The following is a 24410-nucleotide window of genomic DNA, read 5'->3' on the forward strand; positions in this document are numbered from 1 at the left end:
GCAGCTATGATTCCATTTCGCTTTCTGCATACTGCTGATTTACATCTGGATAGCCGTTTTGCCGGGCTGGCGCATATTTCGCCAGCCATTCGTGCTTATTTACGTGAGTCTACCTTTGCCGCCCTCGGGCGGCTTGTCCGCGTTGCGATCCAAGAGAATGTTGATTTTATTGTCATTAGTGGAGATGTGTACGATGTTTCAGATGCTTCATTACAGGGACAGCTGCGATTTCAGGAAGCGCTCAAAGAACTCGGTGAGCACGGGATTAACGTGTTCCTGATTCATGGCAACCACGATCCGCTTGACGGACTGCGTCTGACAACGGAAATGCCAAAGCATGTTACCGTATTTGGCGGAGAGAAGCCAGAACACGCTACAGCTTACCGCCGTATAGATGGCCAAGAAGTTGCCATCGTTAGTGGAATCTCTTATCCAACGGCGAAAGTGACGAACAACACAGCTGTAACCTTTTCTCGTAAACCTGGCAGCCGCCTGTTTCATATTGCGATGCTGCATGGCAATGTAGACGGTGATTTGCTGCATGAGACCTATTCTCCTTGTAGTCGCAGGGACCTTATCGAACGGGGTTTTGATTATTGGGCGCTTGGACATATTCATAAACGGAGTGTACTGCATGAGAAGCCTGTGATTGTGTATCCAGGCAATATACAAGGGCGCAGCATTAAGGAAACCGGTGCTAAAGGCTGTTATATTGTGGATGTAGATGAGGCTGGAAGATCCGCTCTGCAATTTCATGAACTGGATTTCGTTCGCTGGCAGGTTAGAGACCTATCTATAGAAGGATTAAGCAATGAAGCAGAATGGATACAGAAAGTGGAGCAGGTTATTGAAGACATCCGCGCGGAGTTCCCGGAGCTCATGTCGGTGGTCAGATTTCGTCTGATTGGACGAGGGGACGTACATAAAGTATTGGCTGAAAAAGGGGCGGCAGAGGATCTGCTGTCAGAACTCCAACGCCGTGAGGCGATTAGGGCTGAGCGTAAAGATTACAAAGGGCTTGTCTGGACCGAAGGGTTCGCCATCGAGTCCGGCTTAGCTATTGATCGCCAACGCTTATTGGAAGAAGATAGTTTTCTTGGAGAAATGCTGCGCATTGCAGAGCATACGGAACATTATCCGGAAGCGCTCGAAGAACTATTAAATAGTGCGCTTAAACCGCTATTGGAGAATCAGGAGCTGCGTAAGCTGTTGTCTATGACTAGTCAAGAAGAGAAGTTGAGCTGGCTACGTGGTGCAGCAGAGCAGGGGATCACGATGCTTGGTGGGATGGATGATACTGTTGAAGCGGCGGAAAGTCTTTCGTATCTACAAGCCGGAGGGCAAAACGATGAAAATTGAACATTTGCATATCAATGGCTTCGGGCGTCTTCACAATCGAGAGATTCATTTAACGCAGGGAGTGACCGTACTTTATGGGCGTAATGAAGCAGGAAAAAGTACGACACTGCAATTCATACGCTCTATGCTGTTTGGAATTCCAAGCCGTGGAAATCCCTTGGAAAGGTATGAACCTATGCAAGGTGGATTGCATGGGGGGACCCTGAAGATACGTGACTGTAATGATGGTTTGTGGACCATTCGCCGTTTTGCTTCAGGTGCTGAGGGATCAGGAAGAAATGAAAAGCTGAACATTACAGTAAATCATCCAAATGAAACGACTCAAGAGCTAGGACAAGCTGAAATGGAACGACATTTACTTGGGGGGATCTCTAGGAGTATGTTCCAGCAATTGTTCGCAGTTTCACTGGACGAGCTGCAGGAGCTTGCTGCCCTTCAATCTGAGGAGATGAGCAGCTTTCTTTTTCATGCAGGTATGGGCGGTGGAGGTGCAATCATGCGTGCGGAACGCCGTTTGGTGCAGGAAGCTGAGAAGCTGTACAAACCTCGTGGCAAGCTGCAAGAAGCAGCAAAAGTTGTGCAAGCCATTGAAAAGCTTGAGCGCCAAATGGTTGAGAGCCGTTCTTATCTCCCGCGATATAACGATAATATAGTGGCATTGAGGGCAACGGAGTCGGAGCTAGATGAATTGGAGCAACAGCGTAAGCTCACTGGAGAGCAGCTAGTGATGTTTCGAAAAGCACAGGAAGTCCGTGAGCTGTGGTTAAAGTGGAGCGAGGCTCAGCTAGAGCTGCAAGGATTGCCATTGATTTTAGCCTTTCCTGAAGAAGGGGCAACTCGCTTTCAGGCATTTGAAGGAGAAATTCGTAATGCACAGGGATCAGTAGTACGTTATGAACGTCTTCTAAGCGAGCTTACTATTGAACTGGCAAAGAACCCTCCAGACGAAGTATTAGCAGCGCAGGGGCCTGCTTTGGAGCGGCTGGACCGGCATCGGAGCAGTTATGAGAACCGTAGAACGGAAAGACAGCGGCTTGAGGGAGAATTAACGGCGCTGAATGAGCATTTGCGGAGAATTCTGCGCGGCATTGATGTGAACTGGGGCCCTGCAGAGCTGACTTCATTCTCCGGTACAGCAGCGGATCGTGAAGCTGCACGGAAGTTTGCGGCGGCGTTCGCTAGTTATGACCGCCGCATGGAGGCGGAGGGTGCAACGCGGCAGTCGTTGCGATCCCGTTTGGCCGCTGCCACAGCGTCGCTCCAAGCAGCAGAACGGGCGCTGGCGCGTGAGCATGCTACCGGCGCGGAATCTTTTGCGCAGCTGGCTCCCCGCAGCGCCCGTGAAGTGCTGCAGCTGTGGGACGAGCTGCAGCAGGCGGCCGAACGCTGGCGCGAAGCGCAGCTCAGCGAAGGGCCAGCGCGCGGCGCCGGAAGTGACGGCCTTGGCGCGAAGCGCATGGCCGCGCTCTATCGGCGCCTGCTGTGGGCTGGGGCAGCACTAACCGTGCTGCTGCCCGCAGCGCTGTGGCTGACCGGTGCTCCGCCGGCCAGCGCCGTGCTTGCGATCGGCCTGCTGGGCGCGGCCGATCTGGCCCTTTGGGCCGGCTTGCGCGGAGCGCGCCGGCAGGAATCGTCCCCGCCAGAGCATGGCGGGGACGTCAGCGCAGCCGCAGCCGAGATGCTGCGGCTGCGGGGGCAGCTGCTCTCCGGGGCGGAGCCGGAGAGCGTTGTGCCGGGGCGGCGGACGGCCGCCCCGGGGTCCAGCCCTGACGCAGGCGGGCTGGAGGCCTCCATGAGGGAGCTTCGCAGGCTCATGGAGGCTTGGTCAGCTTGGCGGCAGCGCATCGAACGCTATGCCGCCGAGCGTGATGCCTGCCGCACGGAGCTGGAGACACTGGCAGGCCAAGAGAAGCTGCTCGCTGAAGAAATGCACCGGGCGGAGGCGGCATTTACGGAAACTGCTGAGCAATATGAAGAATGGCTTCGCCAACGCAGGCTGCCTGAAGGGTTATCCCCTGAAGGGCTGCCGGATATTTTTGCTATGGTTGAACAAGGGTATGAGCTGCTGCGCCAAGAGAATAAACTCTCCTTACGATTGAAGGAGCTGGAAGCAGAATGTAACATGTTTGAGGAGGAACTGCTCACACTTATCTATGAGTCGGGTGCTGATCTTGGCGACGAGTCTGGTGTAGCGGCAGCTGGCTTTGAAATAGATCCGCAAGAGGGGAAACGAATATCTGCGTTATCCTTACTAAGCTGGCTGGAACTGCGAAAAAGAGCGTGGGATGATCTGAAAAAGGACTTGATTCGCCGGGAAACTATGCAGTCAAGATTGCAGGATGTGGATGAAGAACTCAAGGAGAGCCACAGGATTTTAGGTGAGCTGAGAGAACAGCGTGAGCTTCTGATACAAGAAGGCGGGGCGACTGGTGGAGAAGACTTCTTACGCAGGTCAGCAGCTGTGCAGCGGCGCAGTGATCTGAATAAATCGATTCGCCAGTGGGAGCTTGTTATGTTCGGTGGTTGGGAGGAAGAGCGAGTTACTGCTCTGCTGGAATTATTAAATCATCATGATGCGGAAGCATTGCAGCTGAAGCGGTCATTGGCTGAAGAGTTGATGGAACGGCAGGAAGAGGGTTGGAACACCCTGCTGGAGCAGCGAGGCAAGCTGCTTCAGGAAAGGGAGTATCTGAAGGAGCGCTGCGTGGAGGATTCCGTTATTCAGCAACTGGAAGAGCAGAGAGCAGCCTTGCGGATCGTGGCTGATAAATATGCAGTGGCAGCGATAACTGCCGAACTAATCGGGCGAACTCGTCGTGTGTATGAGCAGGAGAAGCAGCCACAGGTATTACTGCTTGCCTCAGATTATTTCTCCAAGCTGACGGAAGGGGAATATAAAAGGGTTGTTATGACACTGGGGCATAAAGAGCTGAAAGCTGAACATAAGAATGGGGGATTACTAGACAGCGGATTGCTTAGCCGAGGGACGGCAGAACAGCTGTATCTTGCCATCCGATTGGCATTGGCAGAGACCATGTCACGGCAAGTATCGCTGCCGCTGTTATTCGATGATCTCTTCGTTAACTTTGATGAGTCTCGTCTTCATGCTGCGCTTGGACTTCTTGGAGAACTGTCGATCTCCCGCCAGATTGTGATGATGACCTGTCACAAGCATGTGGCGGAAGCGGCAGCACGTATGATTCCTACAGCAGCGGTTATTTCCGTGTAGTTCGGGTGATTGGTTTTACGGATACGAGACTGTTCCCCTTCTCCTTTGAGTTCGATGAAGTATTACTACCTGGTGGAGAGGACCATGGCGTGCGCAGCAGCTTGACAGCCCAGACCAATGATAAACCTCCGAAGATTGGGTAGAACACGGAGAGCAGTGAACTAAAGCCAAACTGGCTCAGTAAATAGCAGACCAACATCAGAAGTGGTGTAATCAATGCGGTTGATAGGGGAAGCCGTTGCTTAAGCTGTACAGCTACTCCATAAATATCGGCGACAAAAGTGCTGAAGATCTCCAAAAAGATCAGTAGGAGATATATAGTTTGCACTACAGTACCCAATCGGACGGCGATGCTGCCCATCGGAATTTCAAATTTGAGAATCCCTGGCATCTGTGAGCTCATTGCGAAATGTGCGGCGATCAACATAAAACCAATCCCGGTACCCCCAATAATACCGCCCCATACAAGGGATTTTTCTTCCTCTGTGTGACGAGCCATAGGGACTAAAACAGCTTGTGCCATCCCTAAATTAAAGGCGGTGTAGAGCAGCGGTGACATCCATGCTCCAAAGAGAGAGCGATCGTTATCAAGGAACAGGAACCGTCCAGCTCCCGGAATTTGAAAAGTATTAAAAATAATGATAAGTGACAGAGTAAGCATTAAAGGTACAACAATACTGTTCATTTGCAGAATACCGGAAATCCCTCGTTTTAGCAGAAAGTATGAACCAAGCAATGTGATAAGTAGTCCAGTCTGATAATGAAGTCCGAGATGCTCCTGAAAAATAGCGCCGGCCCCTGCAAGCATAATACTGTTTACTCCGATCAGGACGACCATCGTGAACAAACTGATGGTGCTTCCGACCTGTTCCCCGAAGAGGTGGCGGTTAAAGTCTTCATAGGATTCCGCTTCTATTCGCCGAGCAATGACCATCATTTTTGTACCCAGCCATATGAACAATATAGTTGAGAGCAGGATGGTCAGGACTGCCCAGTGCCCGTAACGTGTGAAAAATTTTAATATTTCCTGTCCGGTGGCGAATCCGGCTCCTACAATGGTGCCAATATAAGTGAAAGCGATCTGTAATGTTCGGACATGTGATTTCATGGCTCCCCTCCTAATAGTTTTACGAAGCTAAAGAAAAATCATAACGAGTGCTATGCAGGATAACCTTGTGTACTCTGTATAGTACAGGTTATGATGAGGATCAGTAGGACATGACTTCCGTCGTAATTGCTTTATGATCAGTGATTAATTTGTACGGAATGTCTGCGATTATAAAGGGTATTGGAGGTTCAAAGTCATGGAAGTGTTGAAACAGCGGATTTTGGAAGAAGGTGTCGTCGTTTCGGATGAAGTGCTGAAGCTGGATGCACTGCTAAATCATCAGGTTGATCCACAGCTTACGATGGAAATGGGACGGGAGTTTGCCGGGAGGTTTGCGGACTCAGGAATTACACGTATTGTGACCGTTGAATCCTCGGGCATTGCCGTGGCATTTGCCACCGCGTATGAATTAAAGGTGCCGCTAGTTTTTGCACGCCGCAAAAAAACTCTGTTAGCTGATCCAGATGCGCTTTGCGAAAGAGTTCCGTCTTTTACAAAAGGTATCGTTACTGATATTATGTTGTCTCGCCAATTTATCTCTCCAGAGGATAAAATCCTCTTTATCGATGATATTATTGCCAATGGTGATGCAGCGCGTGGGTTGATTAAGATCATTCAACGTTCTGGCGCCGAGCTAGTTGGTCTTGGTGTTGTAGTTGAAAAAAGCTTTCAGGCAGGGGCTCGGACGATCAGAGAGCAAGGCATTCGTCTGGAGTCACTCGTAAGAATTACCTCTCTAAATGGAGGCACCATCGAATTTGGGGAATAACCTAATTGGCAATAAGAACAGGCCTATTTTTTAAACAACTGCTTTTCACCCTATGGATTTTCCTTTATAATAAAAATTAGACATAGGGAGGAGGCGTCACAATGGGGAAAGAACCGGTGACTGAACAATTTTTTATTGATAAATTAACCGAGGCCAAGGATCATTTCGAGCGTGCGCTGGACTGCAAACACACGGAATTCGACGATCTGTATCCCTATATGATTGAACATCCTCAGTTTTTTTGGTACAAACGCTATGTAGCCTGGTCAGAGCTTCTGACAATCAAAGGTTTGTGTGAAGAGTTATCCTTTCCTTGGAGGGAAAAATTCACTACTAACCAAGTGGAGTATCTGGAGCAACGTGTGATGTCCGCTAAAGTTCTTGACTTCTGGTTTGAGAAGAATGAAGCGCTGATATAAGAATGCTTTAGTAGACATGCAAGTCGTTAATTGCCTACATGAGACCCAGATGATTTATCATTTGGGTCTTTTTTCTGAGACTAAATAGGACAAGCTATGACAGGAGGGATTAATGATGATTAGCGATGAGCAATTGGATGCTTACCGGATTTCCGGTGAGAAAATTCGTGTAGTGCGCGATGGCTTGGAAAGTAACGACGTAAAAGGGATAGTTCTTGCATGGGATGATTCTCAGGTGATGATACGTCGTCAGAATAGACGAGTAGTGAAGCTGGATCGCAATTATTTATTCCAGCCATTTAGTGAACCAAGACAAGATCCGGATAATATATAATTTTTACAGTAATAATATCCGCAGTAATAATCTTCATAATACAAAACAGCTCCTCGCCCTACTGGGCGGGAGCTGTTTCTGTAATGTCATTTGGGATTATATAGTTAGAGCTAGTTCAGACGCATTCTCTTCTCTGGAGAGTATGGAGAGTTCTGTTGACAGTCCAAGATACGCGCGCATGCGCAGCATCATTTCTCTACGGAAGCCTGGCCATAATATATTCATCTCTCCTTGAAATCCTCTGCAGGAATATAATGCCTCGACTCCTCGCTGATCTTGGCGAACGGTAGTAATCTTCAAATCATGGGAGCTCAGCTCGCGCGTAACCTCTTGAAGCATTAGTGACGTCTTCTTAGTGGCACCAGATACGAGCTCCATATATAGCTGAGGGGTCTTAAACAGGCCGCTTCTACTGATTACACGGCAGTCGCGTTCGAAAACTTTATGAATAAACGTTAGCAGCAAATAGCTTCTGACCAGGGACAGTTCTTCTTTAGTTACTTCTTCATCAATAATGGATGTGTTTAGCTTCGTAGTCGCCATTATAAATCACCTCATTTATATTATGCGAACTTTTGTTCTCATTATACCTTATATTCGGCAACAAAAGCAATAATTATCCATAAATTAATGAATGATAAGAAAATGACGGAAATATATTGACGTTGGATTCTCAGCGTGGTATGATCTATCTTGTGACCGCAATAAGCGAGTCATTATAATACGCGGTCATGGCGGAATTGGCAGACGCGCTGGCTTCAGGTGCCAGTGGTAGCAATATCGTGGAGGTTCGAGTCCTCTTGACCGCATAGCTAAAAGGATTATAGAACTGCTCCAGTAGCAGTTTTATAATCCTTTTTTTTGTGTTTTTCAGCAGACGGTAGTGCTTAAGCGAAAGAAATCTTTAAGAAACATCTCCTGAGGCTTACGGACCCAGATGAAGCTATTTGCTCATTTATCGCTTTTTGAGCATAGTATCGGACCCCAGTGCAGCTATCGCATAGGAAAAGGATCGAACTTGGCGTTTTTTATACCAATAGCGACTGTGGGGTCCGATAGGAATCTAAATGTGCTCTAAAGCTGCGAATAAGGTCAGCTGAGTCCGATAGCACTTTCGTACGCGCAGATTGGAGAAATACTAATTTGTGTTTTGCTTCTAAGCTAATCGCCCCGCGGAATCATCATCACCTAAGGCTTACGGACCCAGCTGACGTTATTTGCTCATTTATCGCTTTTTGAGCATAGTTTCGGACCCCAGTGCAGCTATCGCATAGGAAAAGGATCGAATTTGGCGTTTTTTATGCCGATAGCGACTGTGGGGTCCGATAGGAATCCAAATGTGCTCTAAAGCTGCGAATAAGGTCAGCGGGGTCCGATAGCATCTTCGTACGCGCAGATTGGGAAATACTAATCTGTGTTTTGGTCCTTCGCTATCTGCAATAGAGGCACTACGTTCTGCTTTAAGCTACTCGCCCCGCTGAGTCCGATAGCGCCTTCGTACGCGCAGATTGGCGAAATACTAATCTGTGTTTTGGTCCTTCGCTATCTGCAATAGCGCGACACTGAATTTTGCTTCTACGCTACTTAACCCGCTGAGTCCCATAGCAACTTCGCGCGCGCAACTATGCTCGAATCCAATGAAGTTTGTTGTCTAGATCAAAGTCTAAGACACGAAAAAAACAGGTGCACCCAGCAACCATTGCATGGCTATTGGGACACACCTGTTTTTTATGGGATAATGAATTACACGGTTGCTCTACGCAGCATCAAAAACGATAAAAGAGCGTACACGACTGTCAGAGGCATGGACCACAAGGCAAGTTCAAATGCGGTATATCCAGCAAACCAGTTAAAGAGGTCTACCCACCACTGATTATAGGTCATTAACAATACGCCGAGACTGCACAGGATAAACGTAACCCCTGAGAAAATGAACAAACCGCTTCGGCCAAATCTCCGGAAGATGCTGGATATCATTAGCCCCAGAAAAAACATATGCAGAAAGAGCGCAAAATACATCCATAGCTGTTCGAGGGCATTACCATCATTTAAATAGGGCAAATGAAAATAATGTAGTTCCAAACCCCAGCCACCTGTCAGTTTGCTTTCAATGATGGAGAGCAGGTAGAGGAGAATTGAGTAGACGGCGCTAGTTATAATAGCCATTAAGGAAGTGCCTATGAAATAATCCGTTCTTCGTTGGCTTAAGCCCAGAGCAAAGGGGAAGGTCTGCACCAAAATGAGTATACCGGTGATTAACATATAAATGAAGATAGAAACCAGACCGCCGGTATAAATCGGTTCTTGGAGGAAAGAAGCGACGATGATATTTACCAAGAAGCTGGATAACAAGATTACCCAAGGCGTATACAACCATAACCACTTATCTCTGAAATGCATTTTTAACATACCTGCCGTAGGATTCATTACACGGTCACTTCCTTTCCTAGAGATTTTTTATTTGTGAGATGAACAATTAATTGCTGTAAAGATACAGGTGAGATTTCTAAGCCTAACTTTTCAGCATGTGCTTGATCCTTCACGTTGAAGCCGATAATGGTGGCTGTAAGCAATCCGCCAAAAGACTCGCGGGAAATGACTTGTTTGCCAGCGATAAAATCTTCGATCTTTGCTGTCGCGCCGATTACCGTAACAGCTTGCCCGCGAAGGGCTTCAGCATCTTCGTTAATAATTAGCTTGCCGTTGTCGATGACGATAACATGCTCTAAAAGCTGACTTACTTCATCGATCAAATGGGTGGACAAAACAACCGTACGTGGATTTTCAGCATAATCTTCAATTAGGCGATCGTAAAATAGGCTTCTAGCTACTGCATCAAGACCTAAATAGGGTTCGTCAAAAATGGTAAGTGGAGCACGGCTGGCTAGACCTACTACAATTCCTACAGCCGAGAGCATACCTCGGGACAGCTTTTTTATTCTTCTTTTTAATGGCAGATTGAAATCCTTGATTAAAGAGTGAGCATATTCCCGATCAAAGTTTGGGAAAAATAATTCGGATACCTCCAGTACATCGATGATTCGGTACGTGTCCGGATACCTTTGGCTTTCCTTAATGAAGCAAATCTGCCTGAGAACCCGGTTATTCTCGTACGGATGTTCACCAAATACGTTCAGGACACCACTTGTAGGGAAAAGCTGAGCTGTGATCATATGCATTATTGTGGTTTTTCCTGCACCGTTTCTGCCGAGTAGCCCGTATATCTTATTTTTCTCCAAAGAAAAACTGAGTTCATGGATGGCAGTGACATTTCCGTATGACTTAGTCAATCCTTTGATTTCAACGACTTCATTCATGACTTGTTGTCTCCCCTCTGAATCATAATTGTTAATTGATCCAACGTAATTCCTAATTTTTCAGCTTCACGGATCATGGTTACTACATACTGTTCATAAAATTGTTCTTTTCTCTTCTCCATCAATACTGCACGCGCTCCAGAAGCTACAAACATACCGATTCCTCGTTTTTTGTACAATATCCCTTGATCCACAAGCAAATTCACACCTTTCGCAGCCGTAGCCGGATTGATCTGGTAGAAAACAGCAAACTGATTTGTCGAAGGAACTTGTGACTCCTCCAGCAGTGTTTCTTCGATGATGTCATTTTCTATTCGTTCGGCGATCTGCATAAATATCGGTCGTGTATCATCCATTAAGTTTCCCATGTATTCACCGCCAACTTCATTGGTTAGTTAGTTATGCAATTAACCATATATGCAACGAAGTTAATTGTCAATATTTTTTAATTATTTTGGGCTGTATCCACATAAATAAAGGCTGCCCAGAATGCTCTGGATAGCCTTTTATTTGCATTACATAAATGCTATGATTTTGTCCTTGGTAAAAAAGAAGGGGGAGTTCAGCTATGAATGATTATGGTCCGGATCTGTTCAAAGATACTGCAAGCTATTACACAAGATATCGCCCGCTATATCCGTCCTCACTGATTCGATATCTAGTGAACAAATTCTCACTTAACGGAGAGGGCCGGTTGCTAGACTTAGGTTGTGGTACTGGGCAGTTAGCGCAAAGGTTTACGGATTGGTTCGAAAAAATTGTTGGCGTAGATACTGAACTAGAGATGCTAGAAGAAGCAAAGCTGTTATCAAAGTACAACAGGGTTGAGAATGTTAGCTGGCAACAGGGGAGAGCGGAAGAACTATCCAATGACTGGGGTTCCTTTCGTCTCATCATGATGGCTAAGGCGTTTCACTGGATGGACCGAGAATCCATTCTTGAAATTCTCTATCACAGTTTAGATGATAACGGCGGTATTGCTGTAATTGATACTTTTAATGAACAACAAGAACCGTTACCTTGGCAACAAAAGGTAGATGAAGTAGTGAAACGCTGGTTGGGTGACGAAAGAATAGCCGGGAACAGTACATATAGACATCCACAAGAAAGACATGAGGATGTTGTAAAGCGATCCAGTTTTACAGATGTTGAAAGACAGGTGTTATCGAGTTATTCCATCACTTGGACTGTTGATTCTATTCTAGGAAATTTGTATTCTACGTCTTATGCCTCTAAGCGATTATTTAGAGATAACTTAGAACGTTTTGAAGATGATATGAAATCAGCTTTATTAGAAATAGAGCCAACAGGTATATTTACAGAGGAATTGTCGGTTTCAATCATTACTGCCTTTAAAAAAGAAGCGGATTTACGATAAGAATCGCGCATTGATCTCACCGCATCCTGCTGTGTTAGGACTTAGTTTAAGGCGAAATGTGTTCTTTTTTAGTATGGATTTTACTTGCTTAGGCGTAAGAGAAGGGTTCCTCTGGAGTAGTTGCGCGATCACACCCGAGACGATAGGTGTTGAGACACTGGTACCGGACAGCACAAAGTAATCTTTAGCTATCCGCAAATAAGGAAGCTCGCGATCCAGCTTGGATCGTGGGGCACGAAGGGAGATGATCGTTTCGCCTGGAGCAACGAGATCCGGTTTCTTCCTTCCTCCCGGTGCGGGTCCACGACTGGAGAACCAAGTGATTCGGTCGTCCGCTTGCGTGAGCGTGCGACGGTCATCCACTGCACCGACAGTAATTGCTGAAGGACTAATCCCTGGAGATTCGATCGTACTGCGTCCCGGTCCGCTGTTTCCAGCTGCTATTACAACGTTCAGTCCGGCTTTAATTGCTTTTTCTACAGCTTGGCAGAGTGGATCATCTGAACAAGGAAGATTCACCTTACCCCCGAATGACATCGAAAGAATACGAAGATTAAGTCTTCTCCGATTCGCAATACACCATTCAATTCCTTTAATGATTGTGGAATCATATCCATCGCCATTTTTATCGAGTACTTTGACACCTACTATCCCTGCCTCTGGAGCAGGGCTTTTGTATTTTCCTTTACTCATCCAACCGTTGCCTGCTGCATCCCCTGCGATATGAGTTCCATGGCCGTTATCGTCATAGGGCTGTTTTCTATGATTGATAAAATCTTTAAAAGCAACTATGCGGTTAACAGGGCGAAACAGGTCAGGGTGCCGATACACCCCTGTATCAAGAATAGCAATATTAATCCCTTTTCCGGTAAGCCGCTTTTTCTTTTGGGCAGCTGTGGAACCAATGGATGGTGTCGCTATATTAAGGGATGTTTTTTTGACTTGATCCAAATAAATTTTTTCGATACCATCCCAGCGGCACATCCGGTTCAGGCAGTTCTTTGAAACTTTGGATGATATCGAATTGAGCAGGTGAAGATGATGTCTGATCGGAAGGTCGTGGGATTTTAAATGGTTTTGTAAAGAATGTAGCTGGGCTGTAGTTATTTTTTGTTTGAATTTAATGATAACTGGAATGGAATTTGCCTTATGTGCTGGAAGATAGGAACGTTGAACTCTTTTTCTCAAAGAATGGTGCATTTTCGAATGATATTGCTCTAGCCATTTTTGACCGTTCATTAGTAATGAATCACCTCTTGAAGGTATTATATGCACTGCAGAGCTAGTGGACACGAAACTATGAAACTAGGATTTAACACATTTTCAGATTTGTAGGTGAAAGAGAGGTCAAACATTACGATTCTTGCATTTACTAACGTATCCTAAAAAGAAAGTGGTGAAGTAAATGGTAATTATTAAAAAACCAGTTAACAAGAAAGCAGTTATGGCTAGCAAAGTTCTCGCGGCTAAAAAAGCGAAAGCAGCTCCTACGAGAAAGAAACGTAGAATTAGACAGACTCTGGATAGATTTATTGTTGTTGCTATTGGTACAAATGCAACGGGTACACCTAAAGATACTACGGGGTGGTCAGCTTCATTGAGAGCTGGAACTACAACGGTAACTGCTGATTTTGACGAATTTGGTGTAGTTAGATTCCCAACAATTAGTACCTTAACATCAGTACCTTATCTTCTCACTTTAAGAGATGAGAGTGGAGCTACTATAAGAAGTTTTAACGTTCCCGCAGACCGCGAATTTTTTGTGGCTAGATTCTAGTTTGGACAAGCCAGGTCAAGTAAACAGCATGTGTCGATTTTATATCGATGCGTGCTGTTTTTTATGTATTTTTCTAACTTTGATTCAAGTGAGTGATTTGTTACAGACAAACAGAATGGGGGGATGCCATACTTTCAGCATCATAATTTTGGGAATATAGTACAAAAATGGACATAAGGCGGGTGAGAGGTTTCGTGAAAGAAAAAGGGAATATATCAGGTATTCAATATTTTTTATTAGGACTGCTTGTATTTTTAATGTTAGGAATGGATATGTTCATCATGGGATTAGATCAATGGTTATGGGGGGATTTGTTTAATATAGACGACTTTTTTGTCAGCCCTTGGTACGTACTAGTTGTTCATTGGAGCATAGTCACCCTATTGTGGACAGTTGGAGCTATGATATTTCTACTTTGGTTCAGGAAGAGGAAGTTGATTGAAAAGGTTATATCTTTGCGTTGGAGCTCTAAGGTCATTCCTTTATTAATTGTAGCTTTTATATCAAGCTTTTTGTTCGCTGTGTTGGAATTTTGGATTAATGGGGAGAGCATTCCACAGATTTATAGAGAATATGAAAACTTCAAGTTAGAACATGGTTTTATGGGCATATGGGTTGCCTTGGTTCAAAACATATATTACATTGTGGAAGCTGTACTAGTTGTACTATTGGTTGCGCTAATGCAGTCTGCAGGAGAAGTATGGTTTAAGAAACCTTCTCTTCCTTATGGCGGAATAGGTTTAATGCTGACTTGGGGATTAGGTCATTTGACACATGGTCTGCAAAGCGGCTTGTATATTACTGCTTTTTCTTTGGTGTTTGGCTGGCTGTTTGTGAAAGCGGGTAAGCAGTGGTGGCCAAGTTTTCTGTTTATCTGGCTTGTATTTGTTTTATAATATTTAGTTTAACGGGGGGATACCATTGTACAATCCAGAGAAGAGAACAATTACTACTGAAAGATTGATTTTAAGACCTTTTGCATTGTCTGATGCACAGCGTGTCAGTGAGCTCTGCAATAATTATAATGTTTACAAAAGTACATTAACTCTACCTTATCCATACCCCATTGAATGTGCGTTATCATGGATTGAAACACATGAAGATGAGTTCAATAATGATAATTCATATGAATTCGCTATTACTGATAAAAATACAAAAGAGCTGTATGGTGCTATAGGACTGAGAAATAACCGGACACACAGAAACGGCGAGCTTGGATATTGGATAGGTGAGGATCACTGGGGTAATGGATATGCTACAGAAGCAACAAAAGCGGTCATTAATTTTGCTTTTACAGAAAAACATTATCACAAAGTGTATGCCAGATTCTTTGCTACAAATCCTGGTTCGGGACGGGTTATGCAAAAATCTGGCATGCTGAAAGAAGGCGTTTTGTTACAGCATATTTATAAAGAAAATGAGTTTGTGGACCTTATTCATTATGGGATTTTAAATACGAGAGCTACTGACTAACGCTTGGATTTCATACACCACTATTTGAAGTCACGCCCATTGGGCGTGGCTTTTTTTATTAGAAATGCTAGTCCGCTTCAACGGACAATAATGAAATTCCTTCTTATTTAAAATTAAAATAAAATTCTTGACACTTCTCATTGATAACGATTATCATAGGAAGCGATTAGTGAAAATGAAAATCATTATCAATACATGAAACGTATAAATATACATATTCGGAGGGATAGATTTTGAAAAAAATATTAGTACTCCTGGTTGTTGCAGCGCTTACTGCAATGACTGCTTGTTCGTCTACTAATACAACGGACAATCGAAAAAATGAAGCAGTAACGAATACAACTGCTAATGAATCGAAAGAAGCGAATGCAGCAAATACAACAGAAGTAGCGAATACAGCGGAAGCTGCCGGCAAGGTGTACAGTCTGGAGAATGATGGTGTGGATGAAACATTGTTCAACGAAGCCTTAAGCCAATTCCCTTCTACAGTACCGGAGCGTATTGTAACAACTTCTGTACCGTTAACAGAAATGCTTTATTTGCTCGGCATAACTCCGGTAGGTGTACCTACTTCAACGAATCCAATCCCTGCTGATTTCGAAACAATTGATCGTATTGGATCTCCTATGGCACCGGATCTGGAAGTAGTGACAAAACTTGAACCAGACTTGCTGCTGGGAGCGGAATCACTTCGCAGCACATTAGACAAATCGCTAGAAGGAATCGACCTACAAAAAGCATATTTGAGAACAGAATCATTCGAGGATTTAAAGCTTAGCCTCAAAGTTTTAGGCACTTATTTTAATAAAAAAGATGAAATGAATGCTGCTTTAACTAAGATTTTGGACAAAGAAAATGAGCTGAGTCAATTAGCCGAAGGCAAAGAGCTGCCAAGCGTGCTGCTCGTAATCGGAACCGCGGATTCTTTTATGGTCATGAGTGAGAAATCTTATTTAGGTAGCTTGGTGAATAAGCTTGGTGCTGATAACATCGCAACTTCTGTATTGCAAGTTACTGACACTTACTCACCTATTAATATGGAGAACATTGTAGCCGCTGATCCAGACATCATTCTCGTACTCGCTTCAGGCGACCACGGAGCGACAGAGGATAAGTTCAAAAAAGAAATAGAGAAAAATGAAACTTGGACAAAGCTCTCAGCTTATGCAAATAACAAAATCAACATTCTAGATTACAGCGTATTCGGTGTTACTTCGATCCTTAACGCCGAGACAGCCTTAACCGAAATTGCAAAATACTTCTATGAATAATTAAAGGAGACAGCAAGTGATAAATATATCTCGTAGCAGAATTATTGTTATTGTAACGTTAGCACTTGCGCTCGTTGCCGCCATAATTGCGATTGGACTAGGCTCAGTATACATCCCCATACCAGACATCCTAAGCACAATCTTTGGGTCAGCGGCAAAAGCAGTGAATGCCACCATCATATGGGATATTCGTTTGCCGCGTGTATTACTGGCGATGATCATTGGGGCAAATATCGCGGTTTCAGGCGCTCTGCTGCAAGCTGTGATGGGCAACCCACTTGCTGATCCAGGATTGACCGGTGTAACGAGTGGGGCGGCTGCATGTGTGCTTGTCATTATGCTTGCAGCACCACAATATACGGAGTTTATTCCAATTGCGGCTTTTGTTGGTGGACTAATCGCTGCAGGGATTGTATATGCATTAGCGTGGAGAAGAACCGGCATTTCGCCGATCACTATTATTTTATCAGGAGTTGCTGTGAATGCTCTTTGCGGGGGATTAATAGGACTTCTGACCATCATGTACAGCGACAGACTTCCGGCAGCAGTCCAATGGTTGAACGGCAGTTTGGCTGCAAAAGGGAACAATGCCTTGATGATGGTTTTCCCGTATGCCATTGCAGGCTGGATCTTATCCTTTTTCGCGATCCGCAAGGCGAATATTATACGTTTAGGCGATCAGGTGGCTTCGAATTTAGGTGAAAATGTGGATCGAATTCGTACTCTACTTTCCTTGCTGGCAGTATTTCTAGCGGCTATCTCTGTAGCGGCTATAGGGATGATTGGCTTTGTTGGACTTGTTGTGCCACATATGGCTCGATTGTTGGTGGGTTCAGACTATAAATTTCTTTTGCCGATGAGTATGGGACTTGGAGCATTGGTATTGTTGATAGCAGATACAGGTGGACGTACCTTATTTGCACCTTTAGATATTCCTGCGGGTATCCTTATGGCGGTGATCGGTGGACCATATTTTCTATACCTGATGAGAAAGAAGGCGTTCTAACATGTTTACTGTCGACTCTATTTCGATTCGGTATGAGCAGAAAAACATTATTAACAACTTCTCTTTTTCCGTAAAAAAGGGTGAAATCGTCTCGATTATAGGACCAAACGGTTCAGGTAAATCTACATTACTTAAGGCGGTATCACGACTAATTCCATATCATACGGGTGCGGTCACACTCGATGGTACGGATCTAAAGTCCATGACCGCCAAACAAGTGGCTCGAAAAATGTGCATGCTGAGCCAGAAGAACCAAGCGCCTAATGATATGACCGTGATCGATCTCGTCTCCTATGGAAGGTATCCTCATAAAAAATGGTTCGAAAAATTAAATCATGAGGATATGGAGATTGTCCACTGGGCACTGGAAAAGACACATTTAAAGGATTATAAGGATCGAGCAGTTTCCTCGTTATCCGGTGGTGAATCACAGCGTGCTTGGATTGCTATGGCCTTGGCGCAGCGCCCTTTGGTTATGTTGCTTGACGAACCGACCACTTACTTGGATATTTCGCATCAGCATGAAGTTCTTGAGCTAGTACGTGAGCTAAATCAAGACATGGGGATGACCGTCGTGATGGTGTTGCATGACCTCAATCAAGCCTCTACCTATAGTGACAGTATTGTTGTGGTGCAGGCGGGTGAAAAAGCGATGTATGGGACACCAAATGAAGTTATGACAACCGATATGATCCGGAATATATACCGAATGGATGCCGAAGTTCAATATGTTCCTGCAGAGACGAAACCTCGTATTCATTTGCTAAGTACCGTTCGCTAGATTCGTGGCTAGATTACATAACCTATTAATGGAGGGATTTTATAATGAAGAAGCCTGTAGATGTAGAGAAAAATAAAGAAAACTATTTGCAATTTATTGCGAATCGTAAAAATCTGATTTTGAGCTTAATAGATGACGAAGGAAAACCTTTTATCAGCTATGCTCCTTTTGTTAAGCATGAAGGCAAACTTTATATTTACATTAGTAAGATCGCCGAGCATTACCGATATATGGAAAATAACGAGTTTGTAGATGCGCTTCTAATTGCAGATGAGTCTGCAACGAATAATAAATTTGCAACGGAGCGTGTGCGGTGGAATTGCACTTCAAGCAATATCGGGAATGACGGGCATGAGGAGATCTTTGAATTGTTTAATGCTGATCATGGGGCGGCAATGGTGAATTTGCTGCGTGGATTGGATTTTTCATTGTTTGAATTGACACCTGTTCAAGGGCGTTATGTTGTTGGTTTTGGCTTGGCCTTTGACATCGACGTAGATGCGAACCTGTTCAACCATGTGGTGATCGACAAGAAAAAAGATGAAGAAGCCACTGTACAAGGGAGCAAATAATCTATGACTTTCACTTTAGTGTTGCCAATCTGGCATGCGGTACAAACGCGATTTCATAAAATGGTGAAGGCATTGCCGGAAGAGGATCTTAACCTTAAGCTAGGGAACTCTACGATTGGGGGATTAATTCAGCATAATGCGGAAGTTGAGTTTATGTTCGCAGAGTGGTTTTTTGCAAGACCTAATCCTCTAGGCGACAAGGCAGCATATTCTACATTGAATGAACTCGTTGATCTGCTGACTGTTTCCAATGAGAATCTAACTGCTGCGATGCAGGAGCTTCCGGAAGAAGCGTGGCATGTGAGTGTGGAGTCGGCTTTTGGCACATCTACACCGCTTGAAGCGATAGGCAGGCTTATGTATCATACAGGCATTCATGCCGGACAGATTTCGCTTATACAGAAAAATGCAGTCCGAAGTGAAGTGAGTAAATTGGGAAATGATTGATGAGAAAACGGCAGAAATGTCGTTTTTTTTGTGCGTAAATAAGGAGTTTTTAAAAGGGAGCTTGGTTACTTGTTGACGTTCTTTTGATGTCCCTTGATGTCCTTTTGATGTCCTCTGCTGCCTCTGAATTTGGTATAATGTAGGGGATTATAAGGGGGCGCTGATTATGACAGAATACTTGCGAGGCCAAATTGCTAAAATGGCGAATGTGAATATGGAGACGTTAAGGTATTATGAAGAGCTCGGATTAATTAGCACTCCCTTACGTTCAGAAGCTGGTTATCGTCTTTATTCGGATGAGGTGCTTAGCCGACTTGTTTTTATACATAATGCTAAACTGTGTGGTTTCACTTTAAAGGAAATCAAGAAGGCACTCACTAAATCTGAAAGCAGCGGCATTAGCATAGATGATTTTGTAACTGTTGTGGATAAGAAAATGGATCGAGTTCGTGGCGAAATTGCAAAACAGGAAATAAAACTAACAGCCCTCGCAGATTTGAGAAAAAATTTGTTAGCCACAGATAAACATCCAGGCGTACAGTCCACGCTCGAAATCCTAAAAATGGATTCTTAACTTGACCTTGTAGTCTCCTACAGACTTTACAATCTGAGTTGAAAAGAATTGTAGGAGGGATTAACGATATGGTAAAGTCAAGTACAGAGCAGCTTGCAGCGATCAAAGATTATCTGCGACAAAGCAACCGATTGGATAGCAAGTCTATCGGGCAAATACGGCAGGAGATGGCCGCGACGGCTGCGAACATGCCCATTCCTACGGATGTTATCGTCGAGCGGGTCATGATTGGGCCCGTAAGTGGAGAGTGGATTATTCCTGTGAAATCTGCTCCACCCGCTGATGAAGTGATCCTTTATTTCCACGGTGGGGGTTTTATTTCTGGGACTTGTGAATTTTATCGAGATTTGGTTACACGAATTGCAAAAGCTAGTGGCACGAAGATCCTAGCCATTGAATATCGCTTGGCACCAGAGTTTACTTATCCGGCTGCTAACGAAGATTGTATAGACGCTTATCTGTGGCTGCTCGCGAATGGATATTCTGCCGGGAATGTCGTGCTTGGAGGGGATTCTGTTGGAGCCAGCCTTGCGCTGATGACGTTGATTACTTTACGGGATGCGGGTGTGGAATTGCCGGCGGGTGCTTTTTTAATCTCGCCGCATACAGATCTCGTCCTTTTGGATGGTGAATCGTATCTGAGTCGAGCGGAGTTTGATCCAACAGGCAGCATAGAAGGAAATAAACGAATAATTGATGTTTATCTAGGTGCTCGGACAGAACTAGCTCCTATATTATCTCCCTTAAGGTTGGATTTGCAGGGATTACCTGATTTACTTGTTCAAGTAGGCGACCACGAGGTATTGTTAAGCGATGCAACGAGGTTGTCTGAACGAGCACAAGCCGCGGATGTTCATGTAGAACTGGAAATATGGGAGAACATGTGGAGCGTCTTTCACTTTTTAGCTTATATGCTGCCAGAGGCGCAGCAAGCGATCGCGAATGTCGGTAAGTTTGTTAGAACGAGGCTAGATCGGATTGAGCAAAAAAGCAGATGATGTTGCCCGCCTTCTTGAGAGATCAAGGAGGTTTTTTGGCGAAATCGTTAGGTTCGCAGAAGGTGGATTGCTAGATGCTGGGCTTCTTCATCATAACGGACCGTATTGCAGCTATTTGCTCAATTCAGCGCGTTTGACTAACTTTTCGGACTGCATAGCTCTTATTGGCACATAAGAACGCCGAAAAGGTGGGGATTTGGGTGGATAGCTGCATTTGAGTCCGATAGCATGGTGAATTACGGTGATTTTCGGAAATAAGGGCTCCTCAGTCCGAATTCATGTAGGAAGGGGGCTACGGAGAATTAGACACCAGACGTGTATCTAAGTTTAATAAATGGGTGTGAGTATATACTGATAATGATTTAACGAATGACAAAGTGGCAATATTGTCAGTTCGTTTTTGAACATGATATGCTATGATAATTACCACCAGAGATAGAGCGAGGGGAATACATATGTCGAATGATCTTCCATTATCAAAAGAAAACATTTTGGACGCGGCTGAACAAGTGCTCCGGCGTTTTGGCCCGGACAAGACTTCTGTTGTTGATGTAGCGAAGGTGCTTAAAGTAAGTCATGGTACGTTGTATAGACATTTTTCCAGTAAATCTGCTTTGCGAGAAGCAGTAACCGAAAGATGGTTGCAGTATAATATTTCAGAGCCTTTAAAGAATATTTCAGAGCATTTTGATGGGAATGCCAAAGAGCAGCTCCGATTATGGATGGACACGCTGATTCGTAGTAAACGCACCTATGCTGTGGATGATGCCGAAATGTTTGCTATGTACGCAGCTGTAACTTTAGAAGCGGTGGATATGATTACCCTACACGTAGATCAATTAATTGGGCAAATTGCAGGCATTATTGAAAAAGGCATACAATCCAATGAGTATAGAGTGGTGGAACCAGTGGTAACGGCTAGAGCAATTTTTAATGCTACTTCGCGGTACCATCATCCAGCACATGCTATAGAGTGGCAGTCGGCTACGATTGATCAGGATTTCGCCTCTGTTTGGGATTTGCTCCTTTCCGGGATTTCTTTGTAGCATCTAATTAAAACCTTCTGATGTTCAGGAGGTTTTTTTGTGTCTTATAGGGGTATAAATCCCGTAGATTAGTCTGAATCGAGCGACTTGCAGCGAATGAGCGGTATAAATCCCGTAGATTAGTCTGAATCGAGCGACTAGCAGCAGATGAACGGTATAAATCCCGTAGATTAGGCTGAATCGAGCGACTAGCAGCAGATGAACGGTATAAATCCCGTAGATTAGTCTGAATCGAGCGACTAGCAGCAGATGAACGGTATAAATCCCGTAGATTAGTTTGAATTGAGCGACTAGCAGTAGATGAACGGTATAAATCCCGTAGATTAGTCTGAATTGTGCGAGTTGCAGCGAATGAGCGGTATAAATCCCGTAGATTAGTCTGAATCGAGCGAATAGCAGCGAATGAGCGGTATAAATCCCGTGGATTAGTCTGAATCGAGCGACTGTTGCAAAATATGTGAAAAGCGAATTAGAATGACAAATATTAAAAAATGTCACTTGTAATTTGTAATCGATCGATTTATAATCAGACCAACAAGAAGGATAAAGTAATAGGAGGAATAAATATGAACCACAATTTAGCTGGAAAAGTAGCATTAGTAACAGGTGCATCGAGAGGCATGGGCCGGGAGATTGCGGAGAACTTGGCACAACAAGGTGCGAAGGTGGTCGTTAACTATTCGAGTAACCCCGGCAAAGCCGAGGAAGTCGTAACCGGTATTAAGCAAAAGGGTGGAGAGGCCGTTGCTATTCGGGCAGACATCAGCCAGGTGGCAGAACTTGAACAGTTATTCCAAACCACACTAGAAGCCTATGGACAACTCGACATTCTCGTCAATAACGCTGGTATTATGATCACGAAGCCGATTCTAAATATGACAGAAGAGGATTTCGACAAGCAGTTTGCGATTAATGTGAAAGGCACCTTTTTTGCTTGCCAGCAAGCAGCTAAATATATGAATGATAACGGACGGATTATCAATTTTTCAACTTCCGTTACGGGTCAAATGTTCCCGACCTACAGCGTCTATGCAGGAACTAAGGGAGCAGTAGAACAAATCACTCGTCAGCTGGCCAAAGAATTTGGACGAAAAGGAATCACTATCAATGCTGTTTCACCGGGACCTGTGAATACGGAGTTATTTACCGTAGGGAAATCAGCGGAAGAGATTGCGACCGTGGGAAATATGAATTCCTTTGGACGTTTAGACGAGCCTGAGGATATCTCAAACATTGTGTTGTTCTTAGCCAGCAAGGAATCACAGTGGGTTACAGGGCAAACGATCCGTGTGAATGGTGGATTTATTTAAGCTGGTGGCTAAAGGGATCTTTTTAATAGCTGAATGTGGTCAATCCTTCTAATATGAATGTAAATAAAAGGAGGAGTGAACCATGACGCAGATCATCTGCTCACCAACTAAATATATACAAGGACATGGTGAAATTCGTAAGCTGGGAGATTATTGTTCGCAGCTTGGAGCGACAAGAGCTTATGCCATTATTGATCCTTATATTTTCTCTGTGTACAAAAAAGAGATCACATACAGTTTTGAAATGAACGAAATGCCACTAGTGATGACTGAATTCAAGGGCGAGTGCAGCAGTAATCAGGTTAATGAGATAGTTGCAGCACTTGGCTTGAAGGATGCGGAAGTCATTATAGGGATTGGTGGCGGCAAGACCCTGGATACGGCAAAAGCAGTAAGCCACATGAGTAACCTCCCGGTAGTTATTGTACCCACAGTGGCTTCAACGGATGCACCTTGCAGCGCTTTATCAGTGTTGTATACGGATGAAGGAGACTTTGACTGTTATCTTCCATTAAAAAGAAATCCCGATCTGGTTATCGTAGACGTCGATATCATTGCCAAAGCTCCTGCAAGATTGCTTGTTGCTGGAATGGGTGACGCGTTGTCTACTTTTTATGAAGCAAGAGCTTGCCGAGAATCTGGGGCTATTACCCATGCAGGTGGGACTAGCACAATTGCAGCCCTTTCATTAGCTCGTGCCTGTCTGGATACCCTTCTAGCAGAGGGTGAAACGGCATTAAAAGATGTTAAGCAAGGCATTACCTCTCCTGCGGTGGAACACATTATTGAAGCCAATATTTACTTAAGTGGCATTGGGTTTGAAAGCGGCGGACTTGCTGCGGCGCATGCGATTCATAATGGATTGACGCTGCATGAGGAATGCAGGAATACTCTTCATGGTGAAAAGGTTGCTTTTGCTACGATCGTTCAGCTTGTACTGGAGAAAGCACCATATGAAGAGATTGATCAGGTGATTGATTTCTGCAAAAAAATCGGCCTTCCCGTTACTCTCAAAGATCTTGGGATTACCAATAAGGATATCGATCAGTTGATGACTGTAGCTGAAGCTAGCTGTTCTAAGGATAGCCCCATCTGGAATATGCCAATTGAAATTCAAGCACTGGATGTGCTGGAAGCTATTCTTGCCGCAGACGCACGGGGACAATAGAAAAAACTCGACTGTAAATTATTGCGAACCTTCCTCGTACATATTTAACCTTCGTGAACCAAACAATGAGAACA

The 24410-nt window shown here is 44.5% G+C and carries 26 protein-coding genes and 1 tRNA gene; 20 read left to right on the forward strand and 7 right to left on the reverse strand.

The window, feature by feature from the left end; translation table 11 throughout:
• The first annotated feature begins 6 nt into the window (after positions 1 to 6).
• Both NSS82_RS12300 and NSS82_RS12305 read left to right on the forward strand, forming a co-directional pair.
• Complete coding sequence (locus NSS82_RS12300) at positions 7 to 1359, forward strand: metallophosphoesterase family protein (RefSeq protein WP_076104624.1); 1353 nt, start codon at positions 7 to 9, stop codon at positions 1357 to 1359.
• Positions 1349 to 4588 carry an AAA family ATPase gene (locus NSS82_RS12305; protein WP_076272639.1) on the forward strand — a complete coding sequence of 1080 codons (3240 nt, stop codon included), beginning with the start codon at positions 1349 to 1351 and terminating at the stop codon, positions 4586 to 4588. The genes NSS82_RS12300 and NSS82_RS12305 overlap by 11 nt, the downstream gene beginning before the upstream one ends.
• Here NSS82_RS12305 and NSS82_RS12310 read toward each other — a convergent pair.
• On the reverse strand, positions 4575 to 5696 hold the full coding sequence (locus NSS82_RS12310; RefSeq protein WP_076130149.1) for a YkvI family membrane protein: 1122 nt from the start codon (positions 5694 to 5696) through the stop codon (positions 4575 to 4577). The two genes, NSS82_RS12305 and NSS82_RS12310, sit on opposite strands and share 14 nt — an antisense overlap.
• A gap of 196 nt (positions 5697 to 5892) precedes the next feature.
• On the opposite strand from NSS82_RS12310, the gene NSS82_RS12315 reads away from it, so the two are divergent.
• The 3 genes from NSS82_RS12315 (at position 5893) to NSS82_RS12325 (ending at position 7218) form a co-directional block, all read left to right on the forward strand.
• Entirely contained in the window at positions 5893 to 6465 is a 573-nt protein-coding gene (locus NSS82_RS12315; protein WP_038569895.1) for a xanthine phosphoribosyltransferase, read from the forward strand.
• A gap of 101 nt (positions 6466 to 6566) precedes the next feature.
• Positions 6567 to 6884, forward strand: coding sequence for a hypothetical protein (locus NSS82_RS12320; protein WP_036689410.1), 318 nt, complete (start codon positions 6567 to 6569; stop codon positions 6882 to 6884).
• A 115-nt stretch (positions 6885 to 6999) separates the two neighbouring features.
• Positions 7000 to 7218, forward strand: coding sequence for a hypothetical protein (locus NSS82_RS12325; protein ID WP_036689413.1), 219 nt, complete (start codon positions 7000 to 7002; stop codon positions 7216 to 7218).
• A gap of 96 nt (positions 7219 to 7314) precedes the next feature.
• On the opposite strand, the gene NSS82_RS12330 is transcribed toward NSS82_RS12325, so the two are convergent.
• A complete protein-coding gene (locus NSS82_RS12330; RefSeq protein ID WP_051491615.1) occupies positions 7315 to 7761 on the reverse strand; it encodes a hypothetical protein in 447 nt (148 codons plus the stop codon).
• A 182-nt stretch (positions 7762 to 7943) separates the two neighbouring features.
• On the opposite strand from NSS82_RS12330, the gene NSS82_RS12335 reads away from it, so the two are divergent.
• Positions 7944 to 8027: transfer RNA gene (locus NSS82_RS12335), tRNA-Leu, on the forward strand.
• A 934-nt stretch (positions 8028 to 8961) separates the two neighbouring features.
• Here NSS82_RS12335 and NSS82_RS12340 read toward each other — a convergent pair.
• From NSS82_RS12340 to NSS82_RS12350, 3 genes are read right to left on the reverse strand one after another with little or no spacing between them, the layout of a single operon-like run.
• Positions 8962 to 9645: a hypothetical protein gene (locus NSS82_RS12340; RefSeq protein ID WP_076272638.1), complete on the reverse strand. Its 684-nt coding sequence runs from the start codon at positions 9643 to 9645 to the stop codon at positions 8962 to 8964.
• Positions 9645 to 10535: an ABC transporter ATP-binding protein gene (locus NSS82_RS12345; protein WP_038569899.1), complete on the reverse strand. Its 891-nt coding sequence runs from the start codon at positions 10533 to 10535 to the stop codon at positions 9645 to 9647. Before NSS82_RS12345 ends, NSS82_RS12340 begins: the two co-directional genes overlap by 1 nt.
• Positions 10532 to 10903: a GntR family transcriptional regulator gene (locus NSS82_RS12350; RefSeq protein WP_036689422.1), complete on the reverse strand. Its 372-nt coding sequence runs from the start codon at positions 10901 to 10903 to the stop codon at positions 10532 to 10534. Before NSS82_RS12350 ends, NSS82_RS12345 begins: the two co-directional genes overlap by 4 nt.
• Before the next feature lie 200 nt (positions 10904 to 11103).
• On the opposite strand from NSS82_RS12350, the gene NSS82_RS12355 reads away from it, so the two are divergent.
• Complete coding sequence (locus NSS82_RS12355) at positions 11104 to 11913, forward strand: class I SAM-dependent methyltransferase (RefSeq protein ID WP_036689424.1); 810 nt, start codon at positions 11104 to 11106, stop codon at positions 11911 to 11913.
• Here the strand turns inward: NSS82_RS12355 and NSS82_RS12360 are convergent.
• Positions 11905 to 13152 carry a S8 family peptidase gene (locus tag NSS82_RS12360; RefSeq protein WP_076143256.1) on the reverse strand — a complete coding sequence of 416 codons (1248 nt, stop codon included), beginning with the start codon at positions 13150 to 13152 and terminating at the stop codon, positions 11905 to 11907. The two genes, NSS82_RS12355 and NSS82_RS12360, sit on opposite strands and share 9 nt — an antisense overlap.
• A 205-nt stretch (positions 13153 to 13357) precedes the next feature.
• Between NSS82_RS12360 and NSS82_RS12365 the strand changes: the two genes are divergently transcribed.
• From NSS82_RS12365 to NSS82_RS12415, 11 genes are all read left to right on the forward strand, one after another.
• Positions 13358 to 13690 carry a hypothetical protein gene (locus tag NSS82_RS12365; RefSeq protein ID WP_143758680.1) on the forward strand — a complete coding sequence of 111 codons (333 nt, stop codon included), beginning with the start codon at positions 13358 to 13360 and terminating at the stop codon, positions 13688 to 13690.
• A gap of 194 nt (positions 13691 to 13884) precedes the next feature.
• Complete coding sequence (locus NSS82_RS12370; protein ID WP_076272636.1) at positions 13885 to 14586, forward strand: hypothetical protein; 702 nt, start codon at positions 13885 to 13887, stop codon at positions 14584 to 14586.
• A gap of 25 nt (positions 14587 to 14611) precedes the next feature.
• Complete coding sequence (locus NSS82_RS12375) at positions 14612 to 15163, forward strand: GNAT family N-acetyltransferase (protein WP_076272635.1); 552 nt, start codon at positions 14612 to 14614, stop codon at positions 15161 to 15163.
• A 233-nt stretch (positions 15164 to 15396) separates the two neighbouring features.
• Complete coding sequence (locus NSS82_RS12380; protein WP_081386605.1) at positions 15397 to 16434, forward strand: ABC transporter substrate-binding protein; 1038 nt, start codon at positions 15397 to 15399, stop codon at positions 16432 to 16434.
• Positions 16435 to 16450: 16 nt separating this feature from the next.
• Positions 16451 to 17440 (forward strand): FecCD family ABC transporter permease, encoded by a 990-nt coding sequence (locus tag NSS82_RS12385; RefSeq protein ID WP_081386604.1) that lies wholly within the window; start codon positions 16451 to 16453, stop codon positions 17438 to 17440.
• Between the two features lies 1 nt (position 17441).
• Complete coding sequence (locus NSS82_RS12390) at positions 17442 to 18221, forward strand: ABC transporter ATP-binding protein (protein ID WP_076272634.1); 780 nt, start codon at positions 17442 to 17444, stop codon at positions 18219 to 18221.
• 44 nt (positions 18222 to 18265) lie between these two features.
• On the forward strand, positions 18266 to 18793 hold the full coding sequence (locus tag NSS82_RS12395) for a HugZ family pyridoxamine 5'-phosphate oxidase (RefSeq protein ID WP_076140948.1): 528 nt from the start codon (positions 18266 to 18268) through the stop codon (positions 18791 to 18793).
• A 3-nt stretch (positions 18794 to 18796) separates the two neighbouring features.
• On the forward strand, positions 18797 to 19240 hold the full coding sequence (locus tag NSS82_RS12400; protein ID WP_076272633.1) for a DinB family protein: 444 nt from the start codon (positions 18797 to 18799) through the stop codon (positions 19238 to 19240).
• A 166-nt stretch (positions 19241 to 19406) separates the two neighbouring features.
• Positions 19407 to 19814 (forward strand): MerR family transcriptional regulator, encoded by a 408-nt coding sequence (locus tag NSS82_RS12405; RefSeq protein WP_051491619.1) that lies wholly within the window; start codon positions 19407 to 19409, stop codon positions 19812 to 19814.
• Between the two features lie 68 nt (positions 19815 to 19882).
• Positions 19883 to 20812, forward strand: a complete 930-nt coding sequence (locus NSS82_RS12410) for an alpha/beta hydrolase (RefSeq protein WP_076272632.1) — start codon at positions 19883 to 19885, stop codon at positions 20810 to 20812.
• A gap of 455 nt (positions 20813 to 21267) precedes the next feature.
• A complete protein-coding gene (locus NSS82_RS12415; RefSeq protein WP_076272631.1) occupies positions 21268 to 21858 on the forward strand; it encodes a TetR family transcriptional regulator in 591 nt (196 codons plus the stop codon).
• 24 nt (positions 21859 to 21882) lie between these two features.
• On the opposite strand, the gene NSS82_RS12420 is transcribed toward NSS82_RS12415, so the two are convergent.
• Entirely contained in the window at positions 21883 to 22356 is a 474-nt protein-coding gene (locus NSS82_RS12420) for a hypothetical protein (protein WP_143761257.1), read from the reverse strand.
• Between the two features lie 68 nt (positions 22357 to 22424).
• Here NSS82_RS12420 and NSS82_RS12425 point away from each other — a divergent pair, with 68 nt between their 5' ends.
• On the forward strand, positions 22425 to 23168 hold the full coding sequence (locus NSS82_RS12425) for an SDR family oxidoreductase (protein WP_076272630.1): 744 nt from the start codon (positions 22425 to 22427) through the stop codon (positions 23166 to 23168).
• A gap of 82 nt (positions 23169 to 23250) precedes the next feature.
• Positions 23251 to 24336, forward strand: a complete 1086-nt coding sequence (locus NSS82_RS12430; RefSeq protein ID WP_076100827.1) for a glycerol dehydrogenase — start codon at positions 23251 to 23253, stop codon at positions 24334 to 24336.
• The last annotated feature ends 74 nt before the right edge of the window (positions 24337 to 24410 follow it).

Source organism: Paenibacillus sp. FSL H7-0735, assembly GCF_038008505.1.
GTDB lineage: Bacteria > Bacillota > Bacilli > Paenibacillales > Paenibacillaceae > Paenibacillus_AQ > Paenibacillus_AQ odorifer.